This is a genomic window from Streptomyces sp. B1I3 (assembly GCF_030816615.1).
GTDB lineage: Bacteria > Actinomycetota > Actinomycetes > Streptomycetales > Streptomycetaceae > Streptomyces.
The window spans coordinates 560,854-572,720 of the sequence record NZ_JAUSYD010000001.1; the positions used below are offsets into that span (position 1 = coordinate 560,854).

Below are 11,867 nucleotides of genomic sequence, written 5' to 3' on the forward strand. Positions count from 1 at the left end.
GGGTTTCCCTTATGAGTTACCGGACGGCCGGAACTCCGGATTTACGCGCGGATCTCCACGGCATTGCCATCATGCGGCAACTGTCCGTAACAAAGGCGTCCCCCCGCATTCCGACACGCCGAAGCGCGCAGCGAGCACACCGCGTCACGTGCTGTAAGCAGATAATCCGCAGGGAGAGATGCGCGAGTCGTAAGAGTTCACCGCCCGCTGTCGTGTCACAGTGCATTTCGGTTTCGTCCACTTGATCTCCGCCGCCATATTCCATACCGCCGGTGCTTTTCCCGACCGGCACTTCGGGGGCAGGTGAGAAGAGAGTCGTGCGTGCTGCAGAAGAGTTTCACCGAGGAAAGCCGACTGACGGTCCTTCACCTGGTTCAGCCGGTGGAGGGGGGAGTCGCACGTGTCGTCACCGACCTCGTCACGGCGCAGGTGCGGGCAGGGCTGCGGCCCGTCGTGGCCTGCCCGCCGGACGGCTCACTGGCAGCGCGAGCGGCGGCGGCCGGGGCCAGGGTCTGCGTGTGGCCGGCGGAGCGCGCGCCCGGTGCCCGGCTGGGCCGCGAGGTCGCCACGGCGGGACGGCTGGTCCGCGCGTACGCGCCCGACGTGGTCCACGCCCACAGCGCGAAGGCCGGGCTGGCCGGGCGGCTGGCCGTGCGGAACCGTGTCCCCACGGTGTTCCAGCCGCACGCCTGGTCGTTCGAGGCCCTCGAGGGACGGGCCGCCGACGCCGCCGTGGCCTGGGAGCGTTTCGGGGCACGGTGGAGCGATCGCATCCTGTGCGTCAGCGAGTCCGAGCGCCGTGCCGGGCAGCGGGCGGGCATCGCCGCCCGCTGGTCGGTGATCCACAACGGCATCGACCTTGACCGTTTCCGGCCGGGTGGCCGGGACGCCTCCGCATCGGCCCGCGCCGCCCTGCCCGCGCTCGCGGGCGTTCCGGCAGGTGCTCCGCTGGTGGTGTGCGTCGGGCGCCTGAGCCGGCAGAAGGGCCAGGACATCCTGTTGGAGGCCTGGCGGCTGACGCGCGCACACGGCGCCCGGCTCGTCCTGGTCGGCGACGGGCCGTCCACGGCCGAGCTGCGGCGCACCGCACCTCCCGGGGTGCTGTTCGCGGGGGCGAGCCGGGATGTGCGGCCGTGGCTCCACGCGGCGGACGTGGTCGTGCTCCCCTCCCGCTGGGAGGGGATGGCGCTGGCCCCCCTCGAAGCCATGGCCTGCGGCACGCCGGTCCTGCTCACCGACGTCGACGGGGCCAGGGAGAGCCTCCCGCCCGGCCACGTCCCGCACTGCCTGGTGCCGCCGCGTGATCCGCGGGCGCTCGCGGCGGCGCTCACCGCTCTGCTGGCCGACCCCGCGCTGCGCGCGGAGCTGAGCCGCACGGCGCAGGGCCGCGCCCGGTCGCGCTTCGACGTGTCGAGGACGGCCGACGCGGTTCTGCGCCTCTACCAGGAACTTGTCCGCCAGTCCCGCCCCATGACGTCCCGCCCCACGACGAGGAAGCGCACCGAGCGATGACGACGGAGAGTGCACCGGCCCCCCGAGCCGCCCAGGCGACAGCCGTACACCGTGTGGCGTCCGCGATCCGTCCCCCGCGCGCCGGAAGCGGACGCGCGTCCTCGCCGCGGGCCGCCACGAGCCGGCGGAAGCGGTCGTCACCCCTGGGGCTCCTGGCCGCCGACGGACTGGCGCTCGGTCTCGCCCTGGTCCTGGTCCTGGTGGCCCACGGGCCGTGGCCACCGGGCGCTCTCCTCCCCCAGGCCGCCGCCCAGCTCCTGCTGAACGCCTACCGGGGCCTGTACCGGACCGGGCTGTCCCCGTCCGCCCTGGCCGAGCTGCCCGCCCTGTGCGGTCTCGCCGCGGTGCAGTGGTACGTCACCACCGAGGCCCTGACCGCCTACGACCCCGGCTACGGCATCGGCTGGCAGACCCTGGTCTGTGCGGTGGGCGCCCAGACCCTGCTGAGCTGCGGCGGGCGCGCGGTCGTCCACCGGACCCGGTCGCGGTCCGCCGCCCGCAACCCGCAGTCCACCCTGGTGGTGGGCGACGGGCCGGTCGCCCACCGGGTCACCGCCGTGCTGCAGGAGCACACGGAATACGGGCTGCGGCCGGTCGGCCGGGTGGGTCGCGGTGCCCGTGCCGAAGACGCTTCCGGGGCCGTGGGCGCGGCGGCGCTGCCCGTCCTGGCGTCCACGCGGGACGTGGGACGTGCGGTCATCCAGAACGCCGTGCGGCACGCCGTGTTCACCGTCCCCCCTGAGTCGGCACCGGACGGGTCCGCTCTCTTCGAGCTGTTCGTGGAGCACGGCTGCCGGGTGTGGCTGGTCACCGATCAGGCGACGTTCGCCCCGTGCCGGGCCGTTCCCGGACCGGACCATCTGTGGGGGTTCGCCGCCCACGCGCTGCACAGCGGACCGCACCGGCCGGCCGGCCACCGGGCGAAGCGGGTCATGGACGCGGTCCTGGCTTCGGCCGCCCTGGTCGTGGCGAGTCCGGTGATGGCGCTCTGCGCACTGGCCGTACGGGTATGCGACGGCCCCGGGGTCGTCTTCCGGCAGGAGCGGGTCGGCCACTACGGGCGGCCCTTCGTCCTGCTGAAGTTCCGCACCCTGCGTCCGGCCGACGCCCACGAGTCGGCCACCCGGTGGAACGTATCGGCCGACCGGCGGATGAGCCGCGTGGGCAGATTCCTGCGCCGTACGTCGCTCGACGAGCTGCCGCAGTTGTGGAACGTGGTGCGGGGCGACATGAGCCTGGTCGGACCGCGCCCCGAACGCCCTTATTTCGTCGCGAAGTTCAGCCGCGTCCACCCCGGTTACCGGGCCCGGCACCGGATGCCGGTCGGCATCACGGGGCTGGCCCAGGTGCACGGTCTGCGCGGTGACACCTCGATCGAGGACCGGGCCCGTTTCGACAACCGGTACATCGAGACGTGGTCCCTCTGGCAGGACGTGTGCGTCCTCGCCCGCACGGCGGGCTCCGTGTTCCGTCTCGGAGGCAGCTGACCCGTGACCTCCACCCTCACCACCCCGCTCCCGGCCGCCGCCGCACGTTCCGCCTCCGGCTCCGGTGCGCTGTCCCCGTCCCCGCTCCGCCGGCGGGACGATTGGCCGCTGCTCCCCGTGCTCGCGACCGTACTGCTCCTGGCCGTCCCGGCCGGCGGGGCGGTGGCCGGGACCGTGTACGGCGTCCCCGCGGCGGACCTGCTCTCAGGGGTGGCGGTGCTCGTCTGCCTGGGGTGCCTGCTGTTCCTGCGGGCCCGTCCGCTCACCCCCACGGCGGCGGCCGTGCTCGGCCTGCCGGCCGTGGGCCTCGCCCTGGCCACGGTCACCGCCGCCGACCCGGTGGCCGCGCTGCCGGGGTTCGTGCGCTACCTGCAGATCTTCGTCCTCGTGCCGGCCTGCGTCCTCCTCCTGGTGCGGGACGCCAGGGGCTTCCGGACCGTCACCGGCACACTCGTGCTGCTCGCGCTCGCCCAGGGAGCCACCGGCGTCCATCAGTACGCCACCGGCTCCGGTGCCTCCTACATGGGTGAGGAGATCCGGGCCGTCGGCACGTTCGGCCCCGGCGACGTGATGGGGATGGCCACGGTGGTGGGCTACGGACTGCTCGCGGCGGCCGCCTGCGCGATCGGCGCCCCCAAGGGCGCACCACGGTGGCTGAGGCCCTGTGCCCTCGCGGCCGCCGTCCTGCTGGTCGTTCCGCTCGCGCTGTCGTTCAGCCGGGGTGCCTGGATCGCGACGGCGGCCGGGGCCGCGGCCGTGCTCGTCCTGACGGGGCTCCGGCAGGCCGTCCGCGCTCTGGCGGTACTGAGCGCGGCCGGGGTGGTGCTCGTCGGGGGATGCGGGGTGGGCTCCGAGATGATCTCCCAGCGGCTCACCAGCATCACCGAGGTGACCAGCGCCCCCGACCGTTCGGTCAACGACCGGTACACCATGTGGGCGGCCGCGGTGGGCATGTGGCGCGAGCACCCCGTGGCGGGGGTCGGGCTCAAGGGCTTCCCCGCGCACCGGGACGGACACGCGTCGATCGCCCTTTCCTCCGGGAGCGACACGGCGGGGGCGGGGCAGACGTTCCGCAAGCAGCCGCTGCTTTCCCCCCACAACATGTATCTGCTCGTCCTCGGCGAGCAGGGACTCATCGGTTTCACGGCGCTGGTGGGCTCCTGGGCCGCATTGCTGGTGGGCGGGGTCCGCAGACTCGTGCTCGCCCGTGCCCGGGGCTCCGCGGCCGTCGACTGCGGTCTCGCCGCCGTCGGCCTGATGACCTGGCAGGCCGTCGACTTCGTGTACGCGGACATCGGCGGCCCGTCCACCGTGCTCACCGGAATCGTGCTCGGCCTGGCCGCGTGGTGGGCGCTGGCCGCGCCGGAGAGGACGTCGGCCGCGTGAGCGACACCGCTACGGAAGCCGCCGAGAAGGCACCGGTCCCCGGAGCACGTGATGCTCCCGTACGACCCGGACGGTTCCTCGCCCGGGCGGCGGCCGGGGCCGCGGGACTGACGGTGGTCGCCGCCGTGCTGGGACTCGTACGGGACCAGGCCGTCGCCCGGCTCTTCGGTGCCAGTCACGCGAGCGACGCGTTCCTGATCGCGTGGACCGTGCCGGAGATGGCGGCCACGCTGCTGATCGAGGACGGGATGGCCCTGCTGCTCGTGCCCGCCTTCAGCCACGCGCTGACCCGGCGCGCGGCCGCCGGCCACATGGAAGACCCCGTCCGGGCCCTCGTCGCGGGCACACTGCCCCGCCTGGCCGCCGCGCTAGCCTGCGCGGGTGCGCTGCTGGCTGCCGGCGCACCCTGGGCCGTCGGTGTGCTGGCGCCCGGCCTGGAGGACCCCGCGCTCGCCGTGGACTGCACACGGCTGACGGCCGTCACGGTGTTCACCTTCGGCGTCACGGGGTACTTCAGCGCGGCTCTGCGGGCGCACGGCCGTTTCCTGGCACCGGCCGGTGTCTACATCGCGTACAACATCGGCATCATCGGCACGACGCTCGCGCTGCACTCCCTGTGGGGGGTGCGTGCCGCTGCCGCCGGTGTCGCCGTCGGCAGCGTGCTGATGATCCTGACCCAGTTGCCCACGTTCGTACGGCTCGTGCTGCGCGGGGGGACATGGGTGCCGCGGCGCCGGGCCGAGCGGCAGGGCGTCACCGCCCTGCTCGGTGCGACGGTCCTCGCGCCGGTCGTGCTGTTCGTGGTGAGCCGTCAGTCCCAGGTCCTTGTCGAGCGGTTCCTCGCCTCGTCCCTGTCCGAGGGGGCCATCTCCCATCTGAACTACGCGCAGAAGGTCGCGCAGCTGCCGATGGTGCTGGCGATGATGATCTGCACGGTGACCTTCCCGGTCGTCGCCCGGGCCATGGCCGCCGGGGACCTGGAGGGCGCCCGGCGCCGGGTCGAACGCGACCTGGCACTGGCCGGGACGATCGTGCTGCTGGGCACGGCGATGGTGTTCGGCTACGCCCCCCACATCGTCGAGATCCTCTTCCAGCGCGGTGCGTTCGACGCCGCGGACACCGCGGCGACGGCCGGGGTCATGCGTGTCTACGCCCTCGGGCTGCTCGGCCACACGCTGGTCGGGGCGCTCTGCCGGCCGTACTTCTCGGCCGGGAGGCCCACGTGGTTCCCGCTCTGCGCGATGGCCACGGGCCTGCTGGTCACCACCGGGGCCGGGCTGTTCCTGACCGGTCCGCTCGGCGTCGAGGGCATCGCGGCGGCCAACGCCCTGGGCATCAGCACCACCGCGGCGCTGATGCTCCTGGGGCTCGGGTCGCACGCGGTCGCCGTGCGGGCGGGAGCCGTCGCGCTCTCGCTCTGCAGGCCGGCGGCCGCGGCGGCGGTGGCCGGGCTCGCCGGCTGCCTCACCGCCTCCTCGGTTCCCGGCCCGGTGCTCGGGCTGGCGGCGGGCTGCCTCCTCGTCCCGTCCGCGTTCCTCCTGACCTGCCTCGCGCTCCGGGCTCCCGAAGCCGTTCATCTGCTGGCTCTCATCCGACAGAGGTTTCCCCATGGCCGCTGACACGTCCGCACCCCCTGCCGAGGCCCTCACGCTCCGGCGCCAGCCGTGGATCCTCACCTATCACTCGGTGAGCGATCCGACGGACGACCCGTACGGCATCACCGTCTCGGCCGACCGCCTCGACGAGCAGCTGACCTGGCTCCGGCGCCGGGGTCTCGCCGGCGTGGGAGTCACGGCGCTGCTGCGAGCGCATGCCGCCGGGCGGCGCGGGCTGGTCGGGCTGACGTTCGACGACGGGTACGCCGACTTCCTCGACGAAGCGCTGCCGGTGCTGCTCGGCCACGGGTGCACGGCGACGGTGTTCGTCCTCCCCGGCCGGGCGGGCGCCGGCAACAGCTGGGATCCGCTCGGCCCACGCAAGCCCCTGCTCACCGAGGACGGCATCAGGGCCGTCGCCGAAGCGGGCATGGAGATCGGCTCTCACGGCATGCTCCACCGGGATCTGACGGCCCTTCCCGACGACGCACTGCGCGCCGAGACGCACGGCAGCCGTGAGGAACTCCGCCGCATCACCGGGACCGCCCCGGCCGGGTTCTGCTACCCGTACGGCACAGCCGACCGGCGGGTACTGCAGTCGGTACGCGAGGCGGGGTACGCGTACGGCTGCGCGCTCGTACCGGGCTCCCTGGCCGGGCCGCTCGCCCTGCCCCGCACCCACGTCAGCCACGCCGACCGGGGCGGTCGTCTCCGGGCGAAGGAGCTGAGGCACCGGCTGCGCCACCGGAACGCCGCCGTCCGCGTGTTCCCGGGCGAGGTCCGGTGAAGGCCCTGCACGTCATCACCGGGCTGGGTGTCGGCGGGGCCGAGCAGCAGCTGCGCCTGCTGCTGCGTCATCTGCCGGCGCACTGCGACGTCGTGACCCTCACCAACCCCGGGGCCGTCGCAGAAGGGCTGCGCGCCGACGGCGTCAGCGTCCGTGACCTCGCGATGGCCGGCAACCGGGACCTGACCGCCGTGCCCAGGCTGACCCGGCTGATCCGGCGCGGGGCGTACGACCTCGTGCACACCCACCTGTACCGGGCCTGCGTCTACGGCCGGATCGCGGCACGGCTCGCGGGGACCACCGCGGTCGCGACGGAGCATTCGCTGGGCCGGTCGGAGATCGAGGGACGGCCGCTCACGCGCGGTACCCGGGCGCTCTATCTGCGCACCGAACGGCTCGGGGCTGCGACGGTCGCCGTCTCCGCCACCGTCGCCGGGCGGCTGCGGGACTGGGGGGTGCCGGCGGCGCGGATCCACACGGTGCCCAACGGGATCGACGCGGCCGCGTTCCGCTTCGACGCGGGCCGGCGGCGCGTCACCCGGGCCGCGCTCGGGATCCCCGAGGACGCCTTCGTGGTGGGAGGCGTCGGCCGGCTCGTGCCCGGGAAGAACTACGACGCACTGATCCGTGCCGTGGCGGCCCTTCCGGGCGTCCGGCTCGTCCTGGCGGGTGACGGCCCCGAAGCGGAGCCGCTCCGTGCCCTCGCCGCCCGGCTGGGCGTCACGGACCGGGTCGGTCTCCTCGGCGAGTGCGACGCCGGAGACGGCCCTCGCGGCATCCCCGCGCTGCTCTGCGCCATGGACACGTTCGTCTCCGCGTCCCGTGAGGAGTCCTTCGGCCTCGCGGTCGTGGAGGCACTGGCCGCCGGACTGCCCGTGGTACACGGCCCCTGCCCCGCCGTGGACGACCTGCCGGCCGGCCGCGTGCCGGGCGCCGTCCGTGTCGGAGGCCAGGGATCCCCGGCCGGCCTCACCCGTGAACTGACGGCCGCCCTGCGGCACCGGACGAAGATCGGCAGGCACAGATATCCACCGCCTCCGGCCGTGGACCACTACGACATCACCCGCAGCAGCCGACGCCTCATGGACGTCTACGCACACGCCCTCGACTCCGCCCCCTCGACCGGGAGAACACACCCATGACCGAGTCGCCCGAGCAGCAGCCGGCCGCCCCCGGACGGTTGTCCAGGCTCCGTCCCGCATCCCTACGGCCCAGTTGGTGGCCCCTGCCCGCCTGCGTCCTGCTCGGCGCGGCATGCGGGCTGGGCTACGGGCTGGCCGCCGAACCCGAGTACGCGGCCACCGGATACGCCGTCGCGACCGCAGCCAAGGGCATCGACCCGGCGGCGGCCCTGGGGTACGCGCAGTCGTACGGCCGGCTGGCCACCAGCGACGCGACGCTCTCCTACGCCCGGGGCGCCGCCGGGGAGCCGGTACGCGAACTACGCGCCCACGTAAGGTCCGAGACCTCACCCGACTCCCCGATGATCGCGGTCACCGGCACCTCGTCCGATCCTCGCCGCGCGGCCGACATCGCCAACGCGGTCACCGAGGCCGTGGTGGTGGGCAGCGGGCACGTCGCCAAGGACACGGGGGTGAGACTCGTCGAGTTCTCGCACGCCGTGCCCCCGGTCGATCCGGTCTCCCCGTCGGTCCCCCTCGGCACGGCCGTCGGCGCGAGTGCGGGCGGACTGATCGGCGGGCTGGTCCTCCTCGTACGCCCCCGCCCGGGTCGCCGGGGCCTGACCGCGCAGGTACCGGGCCCCGCCCAGGCGGGCACGGCCGTCCGCGCCGGGGAACGGGAGCTCGTGCGATGACCTCCCTCCTTGGCGGCCGGCTCACGGTCACCCTCTGCCGGGACGAAGGGGAGTTCGCCGGGCTCGCCGGCGAATGGGACTCCCTCCACCGCCGGTGCCCCACCTCGACCCCGTTCCAGAGCCACGCCTGGCTGCATTCGTGGTGGCTGTCCTACGGGATGCCGGGCAGGCTCCGTGTCGTGCTGGCGCGTCGCGGGGAGCGGCTGATCGGCGCGGCTGCCCTGATGCTCGTGCACCGTCCGATGCCGCTCCTGGTGCCCCTGGGCGGCCCGATCTCCGACTTCTTCGACATCCTCGTGGACGGGGAGGACGCGCGGGACGCCGTCGCGGCCCTGGAGCGCGGGCTGGACCGGGCCGCCGTGCACACGGTCATCGATCTGCGCGAGGTACGGCCCGACGCCTGCGCCCAGCGGCTGTTCGACGTCTGGTCCGGCGCGCGGTGCAGGCTCAGCGACTCCACCTGCATGGAACTGCCCGCCGAGCCGATCGGCACCCTCATCGAGCGGATGCCCGGCTCGCGGGCGCAGCGGGCCCGGGCCAAACTGCGCAAGATCGACGCCCTGGGGATCGAGTGCCGTACGGCGCCCGAGCACCGGGTGGCGGACGCCATCGGCACGCTGGTGCGGCTCCACGAGCTCCAGTGGCGCGGACGGGGCGTCAACGCCGAGCACCTGCGGCCGCGCTTCTCCGCACACCTGGTGCGCGCCACCCGCCGCATGGTCCGTGACGGACAGGCCTCGGTCCGGGAGTACCTGCTCGGCGGCGAGCTGGTGGCCGCCGATCTGGCGCTCACCTCCCCGGGGCTGACCGGCTGCTATCTGTACGGGGCCGATCCGGGGCTGAGGGAGAAGAAGGTCGAGGTCGCGTCGATGCTGCTGCGTGAGGTGGCGCGGCAGGCCGCGGACACGGGGCCCGGTGGCGTCCTGAGCCTGCTGCGGGGGTCGGAGCAGTACAAGAACCACTGGGCGCCCGTGCCGGTCGTCAATGAGCGCCTGCTGCTGGCCCGTGGGGCCCTGGAGCCGCTTCTGCGGCTGCGCGAGTCGCAGGTGGCGGTGCGGGACCGGGCCGCGGAGAGTGTCAAGGCCCGCTTCCCCGCGGCGCGGGACTGGCACGCCCGGCTGGGCGGCCTCCCGGCGGCTGTATTGCCGGTCATCGGCCGATGGTGACCGGCACGGGGGCTGATTCGTGGCAGTGGCGGGGGATTGGGTGGGATGACACGAGATTACGACTTTTCGGTTGATCCGTTACCGTCTGCCGACTCTCGCGTTGTCAGGGCGTACCGGCCGCACGTCCTGCAGCCGGTCTCGACCCTCTCAAGGAGAACTGAATGTCGCGCATCACTAAGGTGGCCGCTGTCATGGTGGGTACCGGTGCCCTGCTCGCCGGCGGTGCCGGTCTGGCCACCGCCGACGCCGGAGCGCAGGCTGTCGCCGCCAACTCCCCCGGTGTCCTCTCGGGCAACGTCGTCCAGGTGCCCGTGCACATCCCGGTCAACGTCTGCGGCAACACCGTGAACGTGATCGCCCTGCTCAACCCGGCGTTCGGCAACACCTGCGCCAACGTGTCGGACCACGACAACGACCGCAAGCACGAGGTCAAGGACGAGCACGAGGACCAGCACGAGGACGAGTACGGTCACTGATTCCCGTAAGGGCGTCGACCGGGCCTCCCCCCTGCGCTCCGGCGCAGGGGGGAGGCCTGCCCGTTTCCGGGTCGTCCAGGAGCCGGTACGTGCCGCTCAGACGTACCGGTGGAAGCGGGTGTGGTCCATGAGCTGCGAGGGTGCCACGTCCCAGGGCGGCATCCGCTCGTCGAACGCGAAGACGCGCCCCCGCTGGGGGTCGCCGGCGCCGAGCGCCCGGCCCGGCAGGTACCGGGAGCGTGGGTGCGCCTTCTGCCAGCGCGTCCAGAGCAGGTCCAGGTACGCGTGGTGCAGCCAGAAGACGGGATCGTCGGGCGAGGCGGCGCCCGCCATCGACCCGCCGATCCAGCGGTGCACCCGGTTGTGGTTGGAGATCCCGCGCGTCCCCCGGATGTCCCAGCCCTCCATCCTGTTCCGGAAACCGGTGGTGCTGACGCTGTTCCAGGGGGCGGCGTCGTAGACCGGGTCGCGCAGAGCACGATCCACGTCCGCCCTGCCGGGGAGAGTGACCGGCGCGGACGGCCGGCCGAAGTTCCTCCGCAGGAAGTGGTCGCCGGTGACGCCGCCGCTGATGCGCCAGTTGCCCTCCTGGTAGGCGAAGGGACCGGTCATGACCTGCCGGTCGCCCGGCCGGCCGTTCCCGCCGAGGAAATCCGCCGCCCAGAGGGAGGCGGCCGGGGTGTTGTCCCGCGTCCAGTCCCAGTAAGGGATCGACACGGCCGGATCGACGGCCTGCAGCGCCTTCTCGAACTCCAGCAGGTACCGGCGGTGCCAGGGGAAGAAGGACGGGGTCATGTGGGCGGGCCGTGGCCTGCTCTCGGCGTCGGTGACGTAGTAGTGCCGGTGCATCGAGACGAAGTCGTCGTAGCGGCCCGAGCGCTTGAGCTCCAGGATCGCGCCCACGAGACGCTTCTTCTCCGTGCGCGTGAGGTTGCGCTGGTTCTTGCGGCTGTACACCCGTACTCGTCCTTCGGGTCAGATGGTGTGCGGAGAGGTGGCGGACAGCTGGGCGGGGCCGATCTCGTCGACCGCGGCCCGGGCCGTCGCGAGCAGCGTCGGGAAGGACTCGTAGTGGTTGACCGTGCTGAGGAAGCTCCCGTCGGCGCGCCTCATGACGTGCAGCGGTCTGCCGTCGATGCGGACGTCGACGGCCGGCGCGGCGGCCACGGCGCCGGCGTCGCCTGCGCGTGGCTGCCCGCCCGCCGCGACCACCGAGCCGGCCGTGCCGCGGATGTCCCGGCCCCGGTAGGTCTCGGAGAAGCGCTCGGGGCCCACGAAGTTGCGATCCGGGCGGGAACCGTGCCCGGTGCTGCCGAGGAGGGCGGGGGCGAGCGCACCTCCCGTGCACGCGACGACGGTTGCGGTGAAGGCCGCGCGCAGCGCGATACGGCGTGCCGGCCGCCCCGGCCCCTCGCCCTCACCGGTGGTCGGGTGGTCCATGTGTGTCCCTGCCTTTCGTCCGCTCTGCCGGATTTGCACTCTCGGGATGGGCAACGAGCCGGCGCGCGAACAGTTCTCGTCCCGGCCCCTTCACGCGACCGTGGGAATGTGCCGGCCGGTCCGGCCGCGTCGGCCGCCCAGGGCCTACGGCCCGGATCAGGCTGGGTCAGGGGAGCGGCCGGTGCCGTGCGTCGTGGGACGG

General features: G+C 73.6%; 11 protein-coding genes. 9 read left to right on the top strand and 2 right to left on the bottom strand.

Features of this window, described 5'->3' with window-relative positions:
• Window positions 1–321 precede the first annotated feature (321 nt).
• The 9 genes from QFZ58_RS02875 to QFZ58_RS02915 all read left to right on the top strand — a co-directional run bounded on the left by QFZ58_RS02875 (window position 322) and on the right by QFZ58_RS02915 (window position 10,225).
• Window positions 322–1,512 (top strand): glycosyltransferase family 4 protein, encoded by a 1,191-nt coding sequence (locus tag QFZ58_RS02875; RefSeq protein WP_307123301.1) that lies wholly within the window; start codon window positions 322–324, stop codon window positions 1,510–1,512.
• Entirely contained in the window at window positions 1,509–2,999 is a 1,491-nt protein-coding gene (locus QFZ58_RS02880) for a sugar transferase (protein ID WP_307123302.1), read from the top strand. The genes QFZ58_RS02875 and QFZ58_RS02880 overlap by 4 nt, the downstream gene beginning before the upstream one ends.
• A gap of 3 nt (window positions 3,000–3,002) precedes the next feature.
• Window positions 3,003–4,385, top strand: coding sequence for an O-antigen ligase (locus QFZ58_RS02885; RefSeq protein WP_307123303.1), 1,383 nt, complete (start codon window positions 3,003–3,005; stop codon window positions 4,383–4,385).
• The gene (locus QFZ58_RS02890) at window positions 4,382–6,004 is read left to right on the top strand and encodes a lipid II flippase MurJ (RefSeq protein ID WP_307123304.1); all 1,623 of its coding nucleotides are present in this window, start codon (window positions 4,382–4,384) and stop codon (window positions 6,002–6,004) included. Before QFZ58_RS02885 ends, QFZ58_RS02890 begins: the two co-directional genes overlap by 4 nt.
• The gene (locus QFZ58_RS02895) at window positions 5,994–6,767 is read left to right on the top strand and encodes a polysaccharide deacetylase family protein (protein WP_307123305.1); all 774 of its coding nucleotides are present in this window, start codon (window positions 5,994–5,996) and stop codon (window positions 6,765–6,767) included. The genes QFZ58_RS02890 and QFZ58_RS02895 overlap by 11 nt, the downstream gene beginning before the upstream one ends.
• Window positions 6,764–7,909, top strand: coding sequence for a glycosyltransferase (locus QFZ58_RS02900; protein WP_307123306.1), 1,146 nt, complete (start codon window positions 6,764–6,766; stop codon window positions 7,907–7,909). The genes QFZ58_RS02895 and QFZ58_RS02900 overlap by 4 nt, the downstream gene beginning before the upstream one ends.
• On the top strand, window positions 7,906–8,583 hold the full coding sequence (locus tag QFZ58_RS02905) for a YveK family protein (protein ID WP_307123307.1): 678 nt from the start codon (window positions 7,906–7,908) through the stop codon (window positions 8,581–8,583). Before QFZ58_RS02900 ends, QFZ58_RS02905 begins: the two co-directional genes overlap by 4 nt.
• Complete coding sequence (locus QFZ58_RS02910; RefSeq protein WP_307123308.1) at window positions 8,580–9,749, top strand: GNAT family N-acetyltransferase; 1,170 nt, start codon at window positions 8,580–8,582, stop codon at window positions 9,747–9,749. The genes QFZ58_RS02905 and QFZ58_RS02910 overlap by 4 nt, the downstream gene beginning before the upstream one ends.
• A 161-nt stretch (window positions 9,750–9,910) precedes the next feature.
• The gene (locus QFZ58_RS02915) at window positions 9,911–10,225 is read left to right on the top strand and encodes a chaplin (protein ID WP_307123309.1); all 315 of its coding nucleotides are present in this window, start codon (window positions 9,911–9,913) and stop codon (window positions 10,223–10,225) included.
• A gap of 96 nt (window positions 10,226–10,321) precedes the next feature.
• Here QFZ58_RS02915 and QFZ58_RS02920 read toward each other — a convergent pair whose 3' ends face one another.
• Window positions 10,322–11,182 carry a tyrosinase family protein gene (locus QFZ58_RS02920; RefSeq protein WP_307123310.1) on the bottom strand — a complete coding sequence of 287 codons (861 nt, stop codon included), beginning with the start codon at window positions 11,180–11,182 and terminating at the stop codon, window positions 10,322–10,324.
• Between the two features lie 18 nt (window positions 11,183–11,200).
• Window positions 11,201–11,665, bottom strand: coding sequence for a tyrosinase family oxidase copper chaperone (locus tag QFZ58_RS02925; protein ID WP_307123311.1), 465 nt, complete (start codon window positions 11,663–11,665; stop codon window positions 11,201–11,203).
• Window positions 11,666–11,867: the final 202 nt, after the last annotated feature.

What these genes read in the sequence shown, in the direction of transcription:
- QFZ58_RS02880 (WP_307123302.1), top strand. Translation starts at nt 1,509, where the DNA reads ATGACGACGGAGAGTGCACCGGCCCCCCGAGCCGCCCAGGCGACAGCC.
- QFZ58_RS02895 (WP_307123305.1), top strand. Translation starts at nt 5,994, where the DNA reads ATGGCCGCTGACACGTCCGCACCCCCTGCCGAGGCCCTCACGCTCCGG.
- QFZ58_RS02905 (WP_307123307.1), top strand. Translation starts at nt 7,906, where the DNA reads ATGACCGAGTCGCCCGAGCAGCAGCCGGCCGCCCCCGGACGGTTGTCC.
- QFZ58_RS02910 (WP_307123308.1), top strand. Translation starts at nt 8,580, where the DNA reads ATGACCTCCCTCCTTGGCGGCCGGCTCACGGTCACCCTCTGCCGGGAC.
- QFZ58_RS02915 (WP_307123309.1), top strand. Translation starts at nt 9,911, where the DNA reads ATGTCGCGCATCACTAAGGTGGCCGCTGTCATGGTGGGTACCGGTGCC.
- QFZ58_RS02925 (WP_307123311.1), bottom strand. Translation starts at nt 11,665, where the DNA reads ATGGACCACCCGACCACCGGTGAGGGCGAGGGGCCGGGGCGGCCGGCA.